The organism is Nitratireductor sp. J20-h4 (genome assembly GCF_056780505.1).
Window position 1 is genome coordinate 1,377,691 of record NZ_CM165557.1, and the last position, 18,931, is coordinate 1,396,621.

At 64.7% G+C, this 18,931-nt stretch carries 13 protein-coding genes and 2 tRNA genes; 6 read left to right on the top strand and 9 right to left on the bottom strand.

Annotated features, from left to right (window positions below; translation table 11 throughout):
• Positions 1-255: 255 nt before the first annotated feature.
• Positions 256-331 (bottom strand) — tRNA-Val (locus ACT2B0_RS06715).
• A 286-nt stretch (positions 332-617) separates the two neighbouring features.
• Between ACT2B0_RS06715 and ACT2B0_RS06720 the strand changes: the two genes are divergently transcribed.
• The 4 genes from ACT2B0_RS06720 to ACT2B0_RS06735 all read left to right on the top strand — a co-directional run bounded on the left by ACT2B0_RS06720 (position 618) and on the right by ACT2B0_RS06735 (position 6,630).
• Positions 618-694 (top strand) — tRNA-Asp (locus ACT2B0_RS06720).
• Between the two features lie 162 nt (positions 695-856).
• Positions 857-2,452 carry a CYTH and CHAD domain-containing protein gene (locus ACT2B0_RS06725; protein ID WP_473462824.1) on the top strand — a complete coding sequence of 532 codons (1,596 nt, stop codon included), beginning with the start codon at positions 857-859 and terminating at the stop codon, positions 2,450-2,452.
• Positions 2,453-2,811: 359 nt separating this feature from the next.
• Complete coding sequence (locus ACT2B0_RS06730) at positions 2,812-3,891, top strand: hypothetical protein (RefSeq protein WP_473462825.1); 1,080 nt, start codon at positions 2,812-2,814, stop codon at positions 3,889-3,891.
• A gap of 321 nt (positions 3,892-4,212) precedes the next feature.
• A complete protein-coding gene (locus ACT2B0_RS06735) occupies positions 4,213-6,630 on the top strand; it encodes a hypothetical protein (RefSeq protein ID WP_473462826.1) in 2,418 nt (805 codons plus the stop codon).
• Between the two features lie 222 nt (positions 6,631-6,852).
• On the opposite strand, the gene ACT2B0_RS06740 is transcribed toward ACT2B0_RS06735, so the two are convergent.
• The gene (locus tag ACT2B0_RS06740) at positions 6,853-10,278 is read right to left on the bottom strand and encodes an indolepyruvate ferredoxin oxidoreductase family protein (protein WP_473462829.1); all 3,426 of its coding nucleotides are present in this window, start codon (positions 10,276-10,278) and stop codon (positions 6,853-6,855) included.
• A 134-nt stretch (positions 10,279-10,412) separates the two neighbouring features.
• Here ACT2B0_RS06740 and ACT2B0_RS06745 point away from each other — a divergent pair, with 134 nt between their 5' ends.
• On the top strand, positions 10,413-10,886 hold the full coding sequence (locus ACT2B0_RS06745; RefSeq protein WP_473462831.1) for an Lrp/AsnC family transcriptional regulator: 474 nt from the start codon (positions 10,413-10,415) through the stop codon (positions 10,884-10,886).
• Between the two features lie 55 nt (positions 10,887-10,941).
• On the opposite strand, the gene aztC is transcribed toward ACT2B0_RS06745, so the two are convergent.
• On the bottom strand, positions 10,942-11,904 hold the full coding sequence (aztC, locus tag ACT2B0_RS06750; protein WP_473462833.1) for a zinc ABC transporter substrate-binding protein AztC: 963 nt from the start codon (positions 11,902-11,904) through the stop codon (positions 10,942-10,944).
• A 293-nt stretch (positions 11,905-12,197) separates the two neighbouring features.
• On the opposite strand from aztC, the gene ACT2B0_RS06755 reads away from it, so the two are divergent.
• Entirely contained in the window at positions 12,198-13,409 is a 1,212-nt protein-coding gene (locus ACT2B0_RS06755) for an ABC transporter substrate-binding protein (protein ID WP_473462835.1), read from the top strand.
• A 137-nt stretch (positions 13,410-13,546) separates the two neighbouring features.
• Here the strand turns inward: ACT2B0_RS06755 and ACT2B0_RS06760 are convergent, their stop codons facing one another.
• From ACT2B0_RS06760 to ACT2B0_RS06785, 6 genes are all read right to left on the bottom strand, one after another.
• Complete coding sequence (locus tag ACT2B0_RS06760) at positions 13,547-14,815, bottom strand: branched-chain amino acid ABC transporter permease (protein WP_473462837.1); 1,269 nt, start codon at positions 14,813-14,815, stop codon at positions 13,547-13,549.
• The gene (locus tag ACT2B0_RS06765) at positions 14,812-15,837 is read right to left on the bottom strand and encodes a branched-chain amino acid ABC transporter permease (protein WP_473462840.1); all 1,026 of its coding nucleotides are present in this window, start codon (positions 15,835-15,837) and stop codon (positions 14,812-14,814) included. Before ACT2B0_RS06765 ends, ACT2B0_RS06760 begins: the two co-directional genes overlap by 4 nt.
• Complete coding sequence (locus ACT2B0_RS06770; RefSeq protein ID WP_473462843.1) at positions 15,834-16,550, bottom strand: ABC transporter ATP-binding protein; 717 nt, start codon at positions 16,548-16,550, stop codon at positions 15,834-15,836. Before ACT2B0_RS06770 ends, ACT2B0_RS06765 begins: the two co-directional genes overlap by 4 nt.
• Positions 16,550-17,332 carry an ABC transporter ATP-binding protein gene (locus ACT2B0_RS06775; protein ID WP_473462845.1) on the bottom strand — a complete coding sequence of 261 codons (783 nt, stop codon included), beginning with the start codon at positions 17,330-17,332 and terminating at the stop codon, positions 16,550-16,552. Before ACT2B0_RS06775 ends, ACT2B0_RS06770 begins: the two co-directional genes overlap by 1 nt.
• A 222-nt stretch (positions 17,333-17,554) precedes the next feature.
• A complete protein-coding gene (locus tag ACT2B0_RS06780; protein WP_473462847.1) occupies positions 17,555-18,430 on the bottom strand; it encodes a DMT family transporter in 876 nt (291 codons plus the stop codon).
• A gap of 87 nt (positions 18,431-18,517) precedes the next feature.
• Positions 18,518-18,925 (bottom strand): RidA family protein, encoded by a 408-nt coding sequence (locus ACT2B0_RS06785; protein ID WP_473462850.1) that lies wholly within the window; start codon positions 18,923-18,925, stop codon positions 18,518-18,520.
• Positions 18,926-18,931: the final 6 nt, after the last annotated feature.

The following is an 18,931-nucleotide window of genomic DNA, read 5'->3' on the forward strand; positions in this document are numbered from 1 at the left end:
GGGGGAGGGCGTCGCACGCCGGACGCGGTGCCGCCATCGGCATGATCGTCGGCAAGACCGGCTTCGCACCGGCAGTCTGGCTCCCCGTCCACATTGTATGCGAGGTTAGCGTCCGCCGCTGCGTGTATGGCAAATGGCCGGGCGAACACACTGGTCGGGCCCGCCGCCATCGTCTCGGCCCTTTCGCTCGTTCGGCTCTTACTCTGCCGAAGGCGCCGGGAAATCTTAAAAAAGAAGTTGTTTCAAGAATTTGAATGGTGGGCGATGACAGGCTCGAACTGCCGACATCTTCGGTGTAAACGAAGCGCTCTACCAACTGAGCTAATCGCCCGCCTCGGCGCGGTTTAAGCGCTTCGCGGGCATTGTGCAAGCCTTCGCTGGTCATGCGCACGAGCCGGCGAGCGGGCCGCGCACCGTCCATTTTGTCGCAGGCGTGCGCTGCCGCCGGCCCGTCCGCCGCGCGACAAAAGACGCCCGCTTATACCATTCCAGCGCGCTTGCGCGCTCCGGCTCGACAGGGGCGTGCACAATCGCTCTCGGGGCGCTTGACAGGCATTCGCGAACCGCTTAATCCAGCCGCCACGACGACGGTGCCTACGGGCAACGCAAGTCGCAGCGCGGGTGTAGCTCAGTCGGTTAGAGTGCCGGCCTGTCACGCCGGAGGTCGCGGGTTCGAGCCCCGTCACTCGCGCCATTTCGCTTTCTCCAAAAGCGCATCGCCACGCCCCGTTTGGGCTGCGGCTCGTTGTCAGCTTGACCCATTTCGCCGTTTTTCCGAGAGTCCGCCCCGGCGCGGTTGCCGCCGCACGCGCTTGGGTGCGGTGTGTCGGTTCTTGTGCGACGGGAAGGAAGCGCGATGTCGGTTTCGGCCGAGACGGATGACGGTCCGGAGGCGAGCGCCGAACAGGACGCGGCCTCGACCGAAATCGAGCTCAAGCTTATCGTTCCGGCTTCACGCCTGGCCGAGATGGCGAGTATTCCCGCAATCGAGCATCACGCCCGCAATGAAGGCAGCGTGAACCGGCTGAACACGGTCTATTTCGACACGCCCGACCGGGCCCTGTGGGAGGCCGGCTTTACGCTGCGCGTGCGCAGCAAGGGCTCGGCCTTCACCATGACCGTCAAGTCGACGGCCCCCGCCAGGGGCGGCCTGCTCGGCCGCAACGAGTGGGAGGCGCCGGTGCCCGACATGCAGCCGCAAATTGACGCCCTGGCCTCAAAACTGCCGAAGGCGTTTTTCGCCGCCATCGGCGCGGCCCCGCTCGAACCGATGTTTTCGAGTGAGGTCAGGCGCCGCACCCGCAAGCTCGACCTGCCCGGTGCCGCGATAGAGTTGGCCGTTGATGAAGGCCGCATTGTCGCCGGTGAGGCGCGCGAGCCGATCTGCGAGATCGAATTGGAACTCGAGGCCGGCGCGGCTTCCGTGCTCTACGATCTGGCTCTCGAGCTCGTCGAGCATGGTCCGGCTGACCTCAGTGTCCGCAGCAAGGCGGCGCGTGGCTTCGACCTGGCGCTCGGCCGGCCGCCGGCCTTCGTGAAGGCGAAGAAAAGCACCATGCACGGCCGGATCGCTCTCGACGACGCCTTTGCGGCCATGCTGCTCGACGCCCTGCTGCATTTTGTGACCAACAAGCCGGCCGCCATCGACGGTCGCCAGCCTGAAGGCGTTCACCAGTTGCGTGTCGCGCTGCGGCGCATGCGCGCGATCCTGAAACTGCTCGGCAAGCTCACCGGCTCGCCGGAGGCCGGCGCGTTCGCCGACGAGGCGCGCTGGCTTGCCGGCGAGCACGGCGACGCCCGCGAGTGGGACGTCTTTCTTGCAGAGACCGTGCCGCCCGTGATGGCGGCCTGCCCGCAGGTGATCGGGTTCGCCGATCTGCAAAGCGCCGCCGAGCGCCTGCGCGCTGCGGGTCATGACAGGGCGCGGGCGGCTCTTGCCGAAAGACGCGCGCAGCGCTTCCAGCTCCGGCTCGCCCGTTGGATCGAATGCCGGGGCTGGCGCGCGGGGCTTTCCGGCAAGGCGGGCGCCATCCTTGCCGCGCCGGCCTCCAAACATGCCCTGACGGTACTGAGGCGACAGCACCGCAAAGTGCGCGAAAGGGGGCGGCATTTCGACAGCCTGGCGCCGGACGCGCGCCACGAACTGCGCCTGGCCGTCAAGAAGCTGCGTTACGTCAGCGATTTCCTGTTGCCCTTATGCGCCGGGGGCAAGCGGGCACGACGCTACGCCAAGGCGCTGTCGGCTCTTCAGGAAGGGCTTGGCCGCTACAACGACGTCGCCGTGACCGGCGTGCTGCTCGACCGGCTCGCGGTGCCCGAAACGCCGGCGGCGGGGCATGAGGCGTGCGGCGCGATCCGCGGCTGGCAGGCCCGCGACCTGGCCGACATGGAAGCCGGCCTGCGCACCTTATGGGGCGCATTTCGCGCCGCCGGCCGGCCCTGGTCCAAATAAGGTCCAGCGTTTCGGCTGATGCGGATCAGGCCCCGTGCTGGCCGCCGCGCCGATGGAGCCGACCGACATCGGCAAGCTGCCCACGGCGGCGCAGCGTTGTCGCGATCGCAACGAGCCGGCACCCGCCGCAAGGCGTTTTTCCACCTGTCTGCAACCCAGATTGTATAGAAAAGGCCTTCATAAGCAATGGATTGCATTTTATGGTTGCATTTTAAATAAAAATCCGGAACGATCAGTGCCACATTCATCATAAGCGTATAAGGGCAATGTAGATGTCCCTGAAATTTCGCGGTATCGGCTTTGCTTTTTGCGGAGCCGTCGCCGGAAGTGCAATTGCTGTGTCTTTATTCGGTTACTTTATGCCCGATTTTGTTGGGTTGAAGCGTGCGGAGGCGCAAGAGCGTTCCGACACGGCGGGCGAAGTCTTGCAGCAGAAATTCTCCGAATATGCCAACCAGTGTTTGATGGAGCTTTCTGGAAGCAACAAGATCGCTTTTCCAAAGCAGTTCCAGTGCGTTGACGGACCTATTCTGCCGATAAGCCAGAAAGGGGTACCGATCCCGGCCGACACGCCGGCGGATGCGAAATTCTTCACCGACCAGACGGCATGCGACAAGCCGCCCATTCTCGACATCTCACGCGGTGGCATCGGGCAGTGCGTGCCCAATTCACGCCTGCAGGTGCGCCAGGTCGAACAGGACAATGTCGATCAAAAGAACTGGCCCTATTATGCGCTTTTGTGCCGCAACTATAAATATCGCAGCCTCGCGGAAGAGAAGATCAAGCCGGAATATGACGACATCGCCATGATCGTCTACAGCCCGGTCAACAAGAAGACCTGCTTTTTCCAGCGGCTGTCCGATCCCAATCTGACCGCCTTTACTGTCTCCGACAGTGCCTTTGCGCCGCAGCAGGCGATACCGGGTACTGACATTCCCTCGCCGTTCGAAGTCGGCGCGGACGCGTTCTGGGACAAACCCTCGGTGGTCGAGCAGATCAACTGCGCCCAATGCCACGACGCCAACCCCTATGTGCGCACGCCCTATGCCTATCAGGTGACGATCAACAAGACCGACAGTCTGCCGCGACGCAGCTCTGGCGAGGCCTACGAAATCGTTGCGCTCGACCATTTCGGCGCGAGCTGGAAGCAGTATCACGGCTATTTCGACATTCAGCCGCGCAAATCCGGCGAGGAGGGGGCGTGCGTGGCCTGCCACAGCCTCGGGCTCGGCAATTCCAGCGGCTCCTTCACCGATTATTCGGCCGGCAAGCTGGCGCCGAACCAGCTCGATACCGGCGAGTTCGACGACACCCACTGGATGCCGCCGCGGGCCAAGCAGTCGAGCTGGAGCAAGAATTACGACAGTTCGGTGAAGAAGGTGCAGGCCTGCAACGTCACGCCGGACGCCAAGGGCTGCGACAAGAAGATGCTGCACTAGAGCGTTTCCAGGCGAAGTGGAAGCCGGTTCGCCGTTCGGAAACGCGTCAAAACAATTCGTTAGAGGCGGTCTGCGATTCCGCGAAAAGCAGAACTGTTCTAACGCTGCGAAACCGTCTCGCGAGGACGTGGCAACGACGGGCGGATGCCGGTTCTCGAAAACGGCGCGCGAACGACACGACAGTCCGTAAAGACCGGGTCCAGCCTTCACGGCCGAGCTCGGGACGGCGTTTGGTCGCGTGCGGCTGCCGGATGGCAAACAAGGCGACCGCCACCATGACCGCGCGGTCAAGCGCGGCGCTGAAAAAGGGGAGATGATGGGATGCCCGAAACCGAAAAAGAAGCCGGCAAGGTGGCCAAGGCCGATGCGTCGTCGCCGGCCGCGACCGCTAGGCAGGTCGAAAAGACCGCCAAGACAACGCCGCGACCCAATGGCCAGGCCCGCGTCAAGGCCGCGCCGCCGCCGGCGCAGGATTTTTCCGAGGCGATCTACAACGCCATCATCGCCAGTTTCGCCAACAAGAACCCGACCCAGATGTTTTGTCTGTGCTGGCCCGGCACCGTGCTCGATGCCGGACACCTCGGCTGGGAGGACAGTGAGGAGACCGCCGGCAACATGCCCGAGCGCGCGCTGATCCGCACCTCGCAGATCCTCGATCAATATGTGCCGCCCGCCCCGATCACCCAGCCCGACGGGACGCGGGTGTCGGATCGCTACAAGCAGGCCATTTCGCAGCTCGGTCCGATGCCGAGCGTCGACCTGATCCGCCTTCAGGAAATCATCCGCGAGCGCCTGCAGACCAAGGTGGAGGTGGTGATCGACGGCAAGGAGGTCAGCATCCGCCTGGTCGACTATTTCGATTATCTGTTCCAGCAATGGATCAGGGCGAAGCAGAACTGGGGCAAGCTGCAGGCCGAGATGCGGGCCAAATTCAAGGCCGACAATCCGCTCGATTCCACCCGCGCCTGGGACGAATACCTCGCCTGGTACGCCGTCAACGCGGACGGCCATATTCAGGAAATCAACGCCAAATACGACCAGCTTGTCGTCGAATTTCCGCTGACGGCCTGGCAGGACGCCATCACAGTGCTCGACACCAGCGACGACGGCGGATTGAACGAGGCCAAGCAGCTCGTGCGCAACGCCGTCATCCCGGTCCCCTATCAGGAAGGGATGAATTATTATCCGACGCGCGGCGTGCCCTATTCATGGCCGAAGGAAATCAAGCCTTCGACCAAGTTCATCGATCTTCTGGCCGATCCGGAAGCCCAGCAACAGGCGCTTGACGTCGCGCGCACCCAGCTTGAGCTCGAGATCCGCACCTGGATGGCGATCATCCCGCAGATCGACGATGCGACGGTCAAGGCCGACGCGGATGCCTTCCAAAAGGCGGGTCAGGCCTTCAGTGACGCCCAGTCGGCGCTGATCAAGACCTATACCGAAAACGCCGTCACCGCGGTCAAGATCTTCTGCGACGTGATGGAATCGCGCGGCAATCCGCTGGCCAACGTGACCGACAGCAACGAGCAAAAGGAACTGACCGACGAAATCAACGAACTGGGCACCAATCTGGGCAAGTCGGAACCGAGCAAGGGCGTGCCGAAGGCGATGGACTGGGCGATGATCAAGGACATCGCCGACCAGGTCGGCACCGGCCAGGGCAAGCTCGTCGACGCGCAGCAGACGCTGATCGACAGCGGTTGGGCGCTGGCGGGGGCGGCGACGAAATTTCTGCAGACCGACGCCAACCGCATCCAGTTCGAATGGCTCGACGCCTACGTCAAGCAGCTCGAGACCAAGCTGGCGGCGATCGAGCGGCTGGAACGGCAGATGGCGTCGGCCTCCAACGTCTATTACAACTATCTCTATTCGCCGGAAAACGAGAAGTTGAAGGAAGAAAACCCCAACACCGACTTGAACGACACCAACGCGTTCGGCACCAATTCCTTCCCCAACAAGCTCGACTTTCCGGCCAACAACCGCTGGACGCAGCTTACCGTCACCATCTCCAAGGATCAGTTGGCGACGTCGAAGACGATGAACACCTATTTCGACCGCATGCAGTGGGGCGTGAACCTTTTTCTGGGCAGCGGCGGCGGCACGACCGAGGTGAGCGGAACTGAATTCGCCGAACGTTTCATGCAGGCGTCCGACGAGATCCAGATCGGTTTTCTGTGCACCAAGGTGTTGATCGACCGGGCCTGGATGAAGCCGGAGATTTTCACCCACACCTCGGATTTCTTCCGCACGCTGCAAAAGCCGCTCGCACCCGACACCCAGCTCGAAAACTATCAATTCATGGGCGACAAGGGCGAGGAAAAGCTGCTCAACGTTCTCAAGAACTACTCCTTCCCCGCCTATCCGGTGGCTGTGCTGTTGGCCAAGGACGTGTCGATCAAGGTCAAGATCGACATGGCCGAATCCGAGGCGCTGCGCAGCACGTCGAAATCGGTCAAGAGCCAGGGCGGCGGGTTTCTGGTGTTTTCGATTTCGCGCTCCGAGTCGGCGAGCTCCGAGGAGGACAGCATGAACAGCTATGTCATGAACGGCCAGATGATCGCCCGGGCGCCCGCGCCACAGATCATCGGCTACTGGACGCAGTTTCTGCCGCCGGATCGTTCGACCTATATCGACGAGGCGACGGCGCGCGACATTGCCGAGGCGATCAGCTTCGTCGGCCGGCTGCAGGGCGCCCACGCGACCCCGGTCGAACGCAAGGGCGTTCCGCAAAGGGGCTGAACGCGGGCGACGCCGGCAGGGGTTGAACGGGGCGGCGCCGGGACGTCGGCACAGGAAACAGCGCGCGGGAGGCAGCCCGCGCGTCCTGGCTTGGCAGGACGCGGCCATGACATATGGCCGGGCCCGTGGTGGCGGACAGGTCGTTCTCCGTCAGGCAAGGCGGTTTTCCGTCGCCGCGTCGCGCGGCCTTCGGTCGGAGAGTACGATTGAACGCGGTCCGGCCTATCCAGCCAGCATCGTCTCCATCTCCGCCTTGACCTTCGCCGCCGCCTCCTCCTTGACCGGCCCGTAGCCGCGGATCTGCATTGGCAGGGCCATGGCGTCGGCCAGCCGGGCGTGCGTGTCGGGCGCGAGTTCGCCAAGCGCGCGGTCGATCTTGTGTTCGTACCAGCCAATCAGCCCGCGCTCCATGCGCCGCTCTGCCGTATGGCCGAACGGATCGATCGCCGTGCCGCGCAGGCTCTTCATGCGCGACAGCAGTTTGAACGGCAGGCGGATCCAGGGGCCGAAGGCGCGTTTCAGCGACCGGCCGCGCGCATCCTTGCCGCCGGGCAGGAACGGCGGCGCGAGATGGTGGACGATGCGGAATTCGCCGTCGAATTCGTCCTTCAGCCGCTCCGCGAACCCGGTTTGCGTATGCAACCGCGCCACCTCGTATTCGTCCTTGTAGGCCATCAATTTGAACAGCGCGCGCGCGACCGCCGCCGTCAGGCTTTCGCTGCCAAGTCCCGCCTCGGCGGCGCGCACCTTGTCGACGGTCATGCGGTAGCGGGTGGCGTAGAGCTCGTCCTGGTAGTCGGTCAAAAACGCCTCGCGGCGTGAAATCAGCGCATCGAGCGTTTCCGGGGCCGCCGGCTTTGGCGCGATCAGCGCGGCGAGGCGCTCCGGGTCGGCGTGGGCGATGCGGCCGAGCAGCAGGGCGCGGTGGTTTTGCTCCACGGCGACGCCGTTGAGCACGATCGCCTGGCGCAGCGCCTCCAGCGACACTGGCACCAGCCCTGCCTGCCAGGCAAAGCCCAGCATCATCACATTGGCAAACACCGTGTCGCCGAACAGTTTTTCCGCCGCCCGGTTGGCGTCGAGCGCGGCGATGTTTTCGGCGCCGGTGACGGCGGTGACGGCGGCCAGCCGCGCGTCGACCCTGAGGCTGGCGTCGCGCCAGCGCACGATGTCGCCGGTCGGCATCTCGGCCAGATTGACCGCCGCTTTCATGCCCGGCCGATAGGCGGCCGAGGCCTTGGGCGAGGACGACACGACGATGTCGCAGCCGATCAGCGCGTCGGCCGCGCCCTGGTCGATGCGCACCTGATGCAGCATCTGCGGCGTCGGCGCGATGCGGACATAAGACAGGACCGGCCCGAATTTCTGCGCGAAGCCGGTGAAGTCGAGCACCGACGCGCCGCGCGCTTCCAGATGCGCGGCCATGGTGACGAGTTGGCCGACCGTGATCACGCCGGTGCCGCCGACACCGGTGATCAGCAGATCGTAGGGCTGGTCGAGCGCCGGCAGCTCCGGCTCGGGCAGGGCGCCGGCAAGCCTCGTCAGGTCGACCTCCAGCCCGGTCTTCCTGCGCCGTGTCGCGCCCTCGACGGTCACGAAGGACGGGCAGAAGCCGTTTACGCAGGAAAAATCCTTGTTGCAGGAGGACTGGTTGATGCGCCGCTTGGGCCCGAACTCGGTCTCGACCGGTTCGACTGACAGGCAGTTCGATTCCACCGAACAGTCGCCGCAGCCCTCGCACACCAACTCGTTGATGACGGCGAATTTCTTTGGATCCTCCATCGTGCCGCGCTTGCGCCGCCGGCGCTTTTCCGTGGCGCAGGTCTGTTCGTAGATCAGCACTGTCACGCCGCCGATCTCGCGCAGCTCGCGCTGCAGGGCGTCCATCGCGCGCCGGTGATGGATGCTGGTGCCGGGGGGGAAGTCGCCGAGGCGGAACTTTTCCGGCTGATCGGAAACCAGCGCGATGCGCTCCACGCCTTCCGCGCGCACCTGGTGCGCGATCGCCTGCACGCTGACCGGCCCGTCGACCGGCTGGCCGCCGGTCATGGCGACGGCGTCATTGTAGAGGATCTTGTAGGTGATGTTGGCGCCGGCGGCGACGGCCTGGCGGATCGCCATCGAGCCGGAATGATACCAGGTGCCTTCGCCGAGATTCTGGAAGACATGGCCCTTGCCGGTAAAGCGCGAGGAAGCGGCCCAGTTGACGCCTTCTCCGCCCATCTGGATCAACGAGCTGGTCTCGCGGTCCATCCAGCTTGCCATGAAATGGCAGCCGATGCCGGCTAAGGCCTTGGAGCCCTCCGGCACCTTGGTCGAGGTGTTGTGCGGACAGCCGGAGCAGAAATAGGGCGTGCGCGCGGCCCCCTCGACGGCAAGCGCGATCGGTTCCGCGCGCGTGATTTCCGCCGCCCGCTCGGCGAAGCCGCGCCCGGGAAACAGCCCGTCGAGACGTCCGGCGACGATCGGCACCAGCGCGCGCGGCGACAATTCGCCTGTCCACGGCACCAGCCTTTCGCCGCGCTCGTCGCGCTTGCCGACCATCACTCGCGGCTTGTGGCCGGGCCAGTCGTAAAAATATTCCTTGAACTGGCTCTCAATGATGCCGCGTTTTTCCTCCACCACCAGCACTTCGTCCTTGCCGCGCACGAAGTCGAGCGCGTCGCGGCGCGCCAGCGGCCACACCATGCCAACCTTGTAGATATCGATGCCCAGGTCGCGGCATTCGGCCTCGCCGATGCCCAGCAGACGCAGCGCCTCCATCAGATCGCCATGGCCCTTGCCGGTGGTGACGATGCCGAAACGGGCCTTCTTGACGTCGTAGATGTGCCGGTCGATCGGATTGGCCTCGGCGAAGGCGAAAACGGCGTGTTTCTTCGCCTCCATGCGCTCCTCGATCTGCGGGCCGGGCAGGTCGGGCCAGCGATAATGTAGGCCGCCGGGCGGCGGGTCGAAATCGGGAGCGGCAAAAATCCGGTCGGGTCCGATCTCCACCGAAGCGGCAGACTCGACCGTTTCCGATACCGCCTTGAAGCCGACCCACATGCCCGAAAAACGCGACAGCGCGTAGCCATATTCGCCGAAGGCCAGATACTCGCCGACACTGGCCGGGTTCAGCATCGGCATGAACCAGGCCATGAAGGCGACGTCGGACTGGTGCGGCATCGAGGAGGAGACGCAGCCATGGTCGTCGCCCGCCACCACCAAGACCCCGCCATGCGGCGAGGAGCCGTAGGCGTTGCCGTGCTTGAGCGCGTCGCCGGCGCGGTCGACGCCGGGTCCCTTGCCGTACCACATCGAAAACACGCCCTGGACCTCGCGGTCGGGGCTGGTCTCGACCTGCTGGGCGCCGAGCACGGCGGTCGCGGCCAGATCCTCATTGACGGCGGGCAGGAACTCGATGCGGTTTTCGGCAATCAGCGCCTTGGCGCGCCACAGTTCCAGATCGACGCCGCCGAGCGGCGAGCCGCGATAGCCCGACACGAAACCGGCCGTGTCGAGGCCCGCCTGCCGGTCGCGCCGCGCCTGGTCGACGAGCACGCGCACCAGCGCCTGGGTGCCGGTCATGAAGACGCGGCCCGAGGTCGCAACATAGCGGTCGTCGAGCCGGTAGCGCTGATAGTCACGGACGGGGTCGTGCGCGGTCACGGGCTCCTCCCAGGAAATGGAGCCGGAAGTGTAGCCGATTTGCGCTGGAATTTTTGTTCAGATTGCCGTTATCTGCGACGCGGATTGAAAGCTTCGACCGAAAGACAATAGATTTTCGAGAAGGTCTTGCGGAAATGAGCCGGAATGCGATCAGGCTTGAAGATCAGGACCGAAGGCTGTTGCGGCTGTTGCAGCGCAATGGTCGCATCTCGAACCAGGAACTGGCGGAGAAGGCCGGCCTGTCGGCTTCGGCCTGCTGGCGCCGGGTGCGGGCGCTGGAGGAGGCCGGCATCATCCGCCGCTATGTCGCGCTGGTCGACGCCGCGCGCGCCGGCATGGCTTTTCATGCCATCGTCAACGTGTCCTTGACCCGTCACGATCAAGGCCACGTCGACACCTTCATCGCCGAGGTATCGCAACGTCCCGAAGTGCTCGACTGTTTCGCCACCACCGGCGAGGCGGACTACCATCTGCGCGTCGTATGCCGGGACCTTGCCGCCTATAACGACTTTCTGGAAGGCTTCCTGTTTCGTCTGCCGGGCATCGCCAATGTGCGCACCAATCTGGTGCTAAAGGATATCAAGCAGGAAACCGCCGTGGCGCTTTGACGGCGCCCCGGCGGCTGCTTACGTCCAGGACGGAGACGGGGCCGGTGCGACGGCCTCAGCTGCCGGAGATGGCGCTGGTGATGGTGGTCAGGTTGTGGCGCATCAGGTCGATATAGGTCGCTGCCGGGCCATCTTCGTCCGACAGCGCGTCCGAATAGAGCGAACCGCCCGGCTGGAGGCCCGTTTCGGCAGCGATCTGCTCGATCAGCCGCGGATTGGTGACGTTTTCGACAAAAATCGCCGCCGCGCGTTCTTCGCGCACCTGGCGGATCAGCGCCGCGATATTGGCGGCCGCGGCGTCGGCCTCCGTCGACAGACCCTTCGGCGCCAGGAAGTGCAGGCCGTATTCGTGTTCGAAATAGCCGAACGCGTCATGCGAGGTGATGATGGTGCGCCTGTCTTCCGGGATCGCGGCGATCGCGGTCTTGATCTCGGCGTCGAGCGTCTCGAGCCGCGCGATATAGGCGGCAGCGTTTTCCTGATAGATAGCGCAGCCGTCGCGATCGGTCAGGCAAAACACCTCGGCGATGTTTTTGACATAGCGCTCGGCGTTTTTCACGGCATGCCAGGCATGCGGATCATAGGCGCCATGATCGTGCCCGGCATGGTCCTCGTCGACATGGCCGTCCCTGTCGGCGGCCTCCTCGTGATGGTCGTCCGCCTCGCCGTCGGCGGGCAGGATGTGCGCGCCCTTCGACACCTCGACGACGCTGGCGGTGGTACCGCTGGCCTCGATCAGCCGGTCGAGAAATCCCTCGAATCGCAGACCGTTGACCAGAACGACGCGCGCCCGGGTCATGACGGCGGCATCGGCCGGGCGCGGTTCGTAGACATGGGCGTCACCGTTCGGCCCCACCAGCGTGGTCAGGCGGATGCGATCGCCGCCGACCTCGCGGGCGAAGTCGCCGATGATCGAAAAACTCGCCACCACCTCGAGCGGTTCCGCACCGGCCTGCGCAGTCGGCGCTACAATGGCAAGGGAAAATCCGGCAAGGACGGCCTGGGCCAGGGATCGCATCGTCAACTCCTTCTTCAAAACAGCTCCATCGCCGCCGGGGCCGGCGTCGAGGGCGCAAGGGGTATGTGATGTTATTACATTCGTCAAGATGGATTGTAATGTTATTACAGTCGATGGGCATTCTTTGCCTGGGGCGAGGGCGCGCGGATTCCTATCGGGGAACACCCGTGCCTGGCTTTACAAAGTGCTAATGCAATTCCAATATCGCCCCACGGCTACCGTGCATGTCCGGCGCGCGGAGCGTCTGGTCCGCCATGCGGACGCCAAGAGACGGACAAATAGGGAGATTTTTCATGAGCACCGTATTTCGTAGTGTGATGGCGGCGTCGGTCGCCGGCCTGGCGCTGGCCATGGCCGCGCCCGCCAGCGCCGAGGATGTCAAGATCGGCTTTCTGGGAGGCTTCACCGGGCCGATCGAAAGCCTGACCCCGCCGATCTTCAACGGCGTCAAGCTCGCCGTCGACCACGTCAATAGCCAGGGCGGCATTCTCGACGGCAAGATCAATCTCGTCCAGGGCGACTCGACCTGCGCCGACACCACGGCCGCGTCGGGCGCTGCCGACCGCATGGTCAACTCCGAGAACGTGACTGCGCTGGTCGGGCCGCTATGCTCGGGTGCCACCATCGCCGCCGCCAACACGGCCGCGATTCCGGGCGGTGTTCTGCTGATTTCGCCGGCCGCCACGTCGCCGGCCCTGACCGGGCTCGACGACAACGACCTCGTTTTCCGCACCGCGCCGTCGGACGCCTATCAGGGTCAGATGCTCGCCAAGACGCTGCGCGCCGACGGCGCCGACAATATCGCGATCACCTACGTCAACAACGACTACGGCAAGGGTTTTGCCGATGCGCTGGCGGCCGCGTTTGCCGAGCAGGGCGGAACGGTCGCCGCCAACGTGGCGCATGAGGACGGCAAGGCGGACTACCGCGCCGAGATCGGTCAGCTTTCGGGCTCCGGCGCCGACATGCTGGTCGTGCTTGCCTATGCCGACGGCTCCGGTCAGACCATCATCCGCCAGGCGATCGAAGGCGGCGACTTCGCCAAGTTCGCCGGCGGCGACGGCATGATCAGCGACACGCTGGTGCCCGCCGTCGGGGAGGCGCCGCTGCAGGGCATGGTCGCGACCCGCCCCGGCAGCAGCGAGACCGACGGCACGTCCGTCTTCAACAAGCTCGCCGAAGAGGCCGGCGTGCCGCCCACCGGCACCTTCGTGCCGCAGGGTTACGACGCCGCGTTCCTGATCGCGCTCGCCATCGAAAAGAACGGCAATGGCGGCCGTGAGGGGCTGAGCAAGGCGTTGCGCGAGGTTGCCAGCGCGCCGGGCGAGGTGATCCTGCCTGGCGAATGGGAAAAGGCCAAGAAGCTTCTCGCCGAGGGCGCCGACATCAATTACGAGGGCGCCTCCGGCAGCCACGAATTCGACGACAATGGCGACGTGCCGGGCGTGATCGTCAAGACGGTCGTCGACGGCGTGGTCTTCAAGGAAGTCGGCCAGGTCGACTAATTCGACCGATCATTTCCGTGCGAAAGGCCCGGGTTCGTCCCGGGCCTTTTTCATGGGCGGCTCACGCCGGCGCGCACGGAGGCGGGGCGGGCTGACGTCGTCGACAAAAGAGACGAGGCGGCGCAAGGGCGCCGCCGTCATTCATACTTGACCGGCCGCTCGGGGATCAGGCCGCGCGGGGCGAAGCGCAACACCAGCGTGATCGTCAGGCCGATGACGAAGACCCGCATCTGCAGGGCCCGCGTGGTCATGTCGGCCGGCGCCTGCCAGTCGAACAGCCTGTCGCCCCAATAGGCGATCTGGTCGAACAGGAACAGCGCCGCCGGCTCCGACATCGTCCAGATGACATAGACGAACAGCGCGCCGAAAATCGTGCCGAGATTGTTGCCGGCGCCGCCCAGGATGACCATCACCCAGATCAGGAATGTGTGGTTGAGCGGCAGGAAGCTCGAGGGATCGAAAATGCTGCTGAAGGTGATCAGCGCGCCGCCGCCAATGCCGATGATGACATTGCCGAGCACGAACATTTCCAGCCGGCGCCGGTTTATGTCCTTGCCCATCGCGGCCGCCGACAATTCGTTGTCGCGAATGGCGCGCATCATCCGGCCCCACGGCGCGGCCCAGGCCCGCTGCAGGAGCACGAAGATCACCACGATCATCACCGCCGTAACGCTCAGATAGGCCGCGCGCGACATCACGAAGCCGAGCTCGGCGGGCGTCGGCACCGGCCAGGGCAGCGGCGAGACGGTCAGCGTGCCGCGCGTCAGCCAGTCGGCGTTTTTGAGATAGGCCTTCACGATCTCCGCGATGCCGAGCGTGGCGATCGCCATATAGTCGGCGCGCAGGCCGAGCGTGATGCGGCCCATCACCCAGCCGAGCGCGCCGGCGACGATGCCGCCGCCGAGCCAGCCGATCCACACGGGCAGGCCGAAACCGCCGACGAAGCCGGCTTCGCCCTCGATATGGGCGGCGGCCTGGCCGAGCGCGCCGGAGACGGCGATATAGGTCGCGGCGCCGGCGATCAGGGCAAGCAGCGTGCGGATTTTCTTTGGTAGGCCGAGGCGGTGGGTCTGGCTCATCGCGTAGGTGAGGAGCACGCCGACGACCAGGTAAAGCGCGGTCTTGCCGAGAAGGGCGGGACCGTTCGACATCCAGAAGGCGCCGTTGACGGGAAACGAGACCAGCACCGTCGTATAGGCCGCGATCGCGATGAAGCCCATCGTGCCGACATTGAACAGCCCGGCATAACCCCATTGGATGGTCAGGCCGAGTGCCACGATCGCCAGGCAGCTTGCCTCGACCAGCATGCGCGTTCCGAAAGCCGCGCCCTGCGCGGCAAAGACCAGCGCGATCAGTACGGCAAGGCCGGCAAACAGCAGGGTATCGCGTCCGGCGCGGTTCGTCATTTGATCACGCTCCCGCGGAAGATCCCCGTCGGCCGCCAGATCAGCACCGCGATCAGGATGAAGAAGGGGATGACGATCTTGTATTCGGTCGGCACCAGCGCCAGCTGGGTGGGCAGTTCGACCCAGTCCGGCAGGAACGGCTTGAGCGGCCTGAGCAGGATCGCCCAGTTGAATACGGCCAGCGTTTCGGTGAAGCCGACCACCAGCCCGCCAGCCACCGCGCCATAGGGCTGGCCGATTCCGCCGACGATCGCCGCGGCGAAGATCGGCAACAAGATGTTGAAGCTCAGATCGGGTTTCAAGGTGACGTCGAGGGCAAGCAGCGTGCCGCCGGCCGCCGCCAGCGCACCGCCTATGATCCAGGTCGCGCGCACCACGTGCTCGGTGGGTATGCCCGACACCCGCGCCAGGTCGGCATTGTCGGACACAGCGCGCATTGCCTTGCCGAGCCGCGCGCGCGTGAGAAAGAAGTGGAGCGCGACGATGCACAGCGCCGTGAACGCGAACAACAGCAATTGCGGCTCGGTGACGACGATGAAACCGTCGCCGACCGGCACGCGATAGATGTCCTTGGCGCCGACATAAAGCGGCCGGGTTCCCGTGCCGAACACCAGCCGGATCAAACCCTGCATCATCAGCATGACGCCGACCGAGGCCATGACGATGGTGACGGGGCGCACATTGGCCTGCCGCAGCGGCCGGTAGAACCAGCGGTCGAGCACGATCGCCAGCAGCGCCGTCAGCGCCATGGCGATCGGCATCAGCACGAAAGCGGTCGGCAGCCCGACCAGCGCCCCGGCGCCGGGCAGGAGCGCGGTCAGCACCAGCGCGATGAAGGCGCCCGTGGTCATCATGTCGCCATGGGCGAGATGGGCAAACCGCAGAATGCCGAAGATCAGTGTCACCCCGACGGCGCCGAGCGCATAGATCGAGCCGATGATCAGCCCGGCAATGATGCCCTTGTTGATGAAGAACACGAACTCGCGTACCGGCAGCGCGGTCAGCAGATCGACCTCGGTCATGGCTGGTCCTCCCCGCCAAGAAAGCTTTTGGCCACGTCCGGATCGTCGAGCAATTCCTGCCCGGTGCCGGTGAAACGGTTCTGTCCGCCGGCGAGCACGAACCCTTTATGCGCGATCGCCAGCGCCTGGCGCGCATTCTGTTCCACCATCAGGATACCGGTGCCGGCGGCATTGATGGCGACGATGCGTTCGAAGATCTCGCTGGTAAACAGGGGCGACAGGCCGGCGGTCGGCTCGTCGAGCAGCAGAAGGCGCGGTTCCGTCATCAGCGCGCGCCCGATCGCCACCATCTGGCGCTGGCCGCCGGACAGTTCGCCCGCCGGCTGGCGGTGCTTATCCTTTAGCGGCGGGAAGAAGCCGTAGACCTGGTCGACGAGGTGGCGGAAATCGTCGCGCCTGACATAGGCCCCCATTTCCAGGTTTTCCTGCACGCTCATCGTGGGGAAGACGTTGTATTCCTGCGGCACGAAGGACAGGCCCTGCTTGACCAGGCTTTCCGGCGGCGTGTTGGTAATGTCGCTTCCCTCGAAGGCGATGTTGCCCTGGGAAACCGTAAGCAGGCCGAACAGTGCCTTCAGCGTCGTCGATTTGCCCGCGCCGTTGGGCCCGACGATCACGCCGATCTCCTCGGCCTCGATGGCGATGCTGACGCCGTTGAGGATGTTCGCCCCGCCATAGCCGGCATGGATGTCGCGAATGTCCAGCAGCGCCATCAGCGCCCTCCATCGGCGGGCGTGCCGCCGAAATACGCTTCGATGACCTCGGCGTTGTTGCGGATTTCAGACATCGGCCCTTCGACCATCACCGTTCCGGCTGCCATGACGATCACCGGATCGCACAGCCGCGCGATCAGATCCATGTCGTGCTCGATGACGAAGAAGGTAAGCCCGTCCTCGCGGTTGAGGCGCTGGACGACGGCCGCGAGGTCGTTGAGCAGCGTGCGGTTGACGCCGGCGGCGATCTCGTCGAGCAGCACCACCCGCGGCTCGGCCATCATCACGCGCCCGAGTTCGAGCAGCTTCTTTTGCCCGCCCGACAAATTGCCCGCCTTTTCGTTCTTGACGTGGGTGAGCTTGAGGATGCCGAGCACGTCTTCCGCCTTCTTGCGGGTCTGCGCTTCTTCGGCCAGCACCGCGCGGCGCCGGAAACAGGCATTGAAGAGGTTTTCGCCCGCCTGGCGCGCCGGCACCATCATCAGGTTTTCCAGCGCCGTCATGTGCGAGAATTCCTGCGCGATCTGGAAGGTGCGCAGCAATCCGCGCGAAAAAAGCGCGTGCGCCTCCATGCCCGTGACGTCCTCGCCATCGAACAGGATGCGCCCGGAGCTGGGCGCGAAGGCGCCGGCGACCATATTGAACAGCGTCGTCTTTCCCGCCCCGTTGGGGCCGATCAGGCCGGTGATCGTGCCTTGTTCGACCTGGAGCGAACACCGGTCGACCGCGAGCACGTTGCCGAAACGCTTCGTCACGTCCTGGACGTCAATGATCGTCGCCATGCGGCCTGCTTGTGATGCTGCCTGTTTCCCACTCGTCGATGCATGACGGCTTTTTCGGTGCCGTTTCTGTCTGCCTGCCCTCGACTCGCCCGCTCATATAAGGGGGGAGGGCGTTTGACAAGGCAAGGCCTGCTGACAAACTGTGTGCCCGTCCGCTTGTCCACCGGCTGGGTGGGGCGGGCAAGCTCGCGCTTTTATCATTGCGTCGCGGGTTGGGCCTTGTCAGCTGGGGCGAATGCGCGCCGTGCCGCCCTGCTTGAGGTTGAGCGTGTTGCCGGCAAGGATGAGCACGGCGCCGATGACGGTGTAGACATCGATCCCCTCCTGATAGACGAGCCAGGCCAGAAGCGCCGAAAGCGGCACGCGCAGGAAATCCATCGGCACCACCGTGGTCGCATCGGCATGTAGCATTGCGCGTGCCATGCAATAGTGGGAATACGCGCCGCAAAAGGCGATGACGACGATCCACGGCATCACCGCCGGCGACGGCCATTGCCACACCGCCAGCGCCGGCGCGACGCCGAGCACGGATTGCACCACCAGCATCCAGAAAATGATCGTGGGCACGCTGTCGTGGCGGGTGAGCGACTTCACCAGCGCCACCGAGATGCCGAAGCCGATCGCGGCGAACAGCGCAAAGAGCTGGCCGATGTCGAGCGTGTCGGCGCCCGGGCGCACGATGATGGCAACCCCGATCAGGCCGAGCACGATCGCGGCGATCTTCCAGCCGTTGATGCGCTCGCCCAGAAAGGCCGCCGCCAGGATCGCGGTCCAGATCGGCATGGTGAACTCGATCGAGACCAGTTGCGCGATGGGAATCATTGCCAGCGCGTAGAACCAGGCGAATTGCGCGCCGTAATGCACCACGTTGCGGCCGATATGGCGCGGCAGCATCGCGGTGCGCACCGAACGCAGGCCGCCGGCCATCCGGATCACCGGGTAAAGCAGCAGCATCCCGATGATGGAGCGCATCTCCATGATCTGGAACACGTCGAGCTCGCGCGTGGCTTCGCGGCCGGCGACCGTCATGGTCAGCATCAATGCCAGCCAGCCGGCCATCCACAGGGCCGCCTTGAGGTTCGAGGGTTCCGCGCTCATCGGGTGTGTTTGGCAAAGCCCGCCGGTCCCGGCAAGCGCATGCGCCTGCCGGCCGTTGGTCCAGCACTTGCCGTGTGGTTTGGCCCCTCAGGACGGCAGGACCGCCGTCACTTCGATCTCGACCTTGGCCCGGTCCTCGATCAGGTCGGCGACCTGGACCATGGTCATGGCCGGAAAATTGCGACCCATCACGTCGCGATAAGCCGCGCCGACGTCGGAAAGCCGATCGAGATATTCGCGCTTGTCGGTGATGTACCAGGTCATGCGGGTGGCGTGCTCCGGTCCGGCGCCTGCTTCGGCCAGCACGTCGACGATATTCTGCAGGGCCTGGCGGACCTGCCCGGCGAAGTCGTCCGTCTCGAATACCTGCTGGCCATTCCACCCGACCTGGCCGGCGACGAAGATCGTACGCCCTTCGGCCATGATGCCGTTGGCGTAGCCTTTGGCGGCTTTCCAGTGCGAGGGGTTCAAAAGTTCATGGGAAGACGCGTTCAAGGTTAT

Coding starts and splice junctions, on each gene's coding strand:
- ACT2B0_RS06725 (WP_473462824.1), top strand. CDS start 857: ATGTCGGTTTCGGCCGAGACGGATGACGGTCCGGAGGCGAGCGCCGAA.
- ACT2B0_RS06730 (WP_473462825.1), top strand. CDS start 2,812: ATGCCCGATTTTGTTGGGTTGAAGCGTGCGGAGGCGCAAGAGCGTTCC.
- ACT2B0_RS06735 (WP_473462826.1), top strand. CDS start 4,213: ATGCCCGAAACCGAAAAAGAAGCCGGCAAGGTGGCCAAGGCCGATGCG.
- ACT2B0_RS06745 (WP_473462831.1), top strand. CDS start 10,413: ATGAGCCGGAATGCGATCAGGCTTGAAGATCAGGACCGAAGGCTGTTG.
- aztC (WP_473462833.1), bottom strand. CDS start 11,904: ATGCGATCCCTGGCCCAGGCCGTCCTTGCCGGATTTTCCCTTGCCATT.
- ACT2B0_RS06755 (WP_473462835.1), top strand. CDS start 12,198: ATGAGCACCGTATTTCGTAGTGTGATGGCGGCGTCGGTCGCCGGCCTG.
- ACT2B0_RS06760 (WP_473462837.1), bottom strand. CDS start 14,815: ATGACGAACCGCGCCGGACGCGATACCCTGCTGTTTGCCGGCCTTGCC.
- ACT2B0_RS06765 (WP_473462840.1), bottom strand. CDS start 15,837: ATGACCGAGGTCGATCTGCTGACCGCGCTGCCGGTACGCGAGTTCGTG.
- ACT2B0_RS06770 (WP_473462843.1), bottom strand. CDS start 16,550: ATGGCGCTGCTGGACATTCGCGACATCCATGCCGGCTATGGCGGGGCG.
- ACT2B0_RS06775 (WP_473462845.1), bottom strand. CDS start 17,332: ATGGCGACGATCATTGACGTCCAGGACGTGACGAAGCGTTTCGGCAAC.
- ACT2B0_RS06780 (WP_473462847.1), bottom strand. CDS start 18,430: ATGAGCGCGGAACCCTCGAACCTCAAGGCGGCCCTGTGGATGGCCGGC.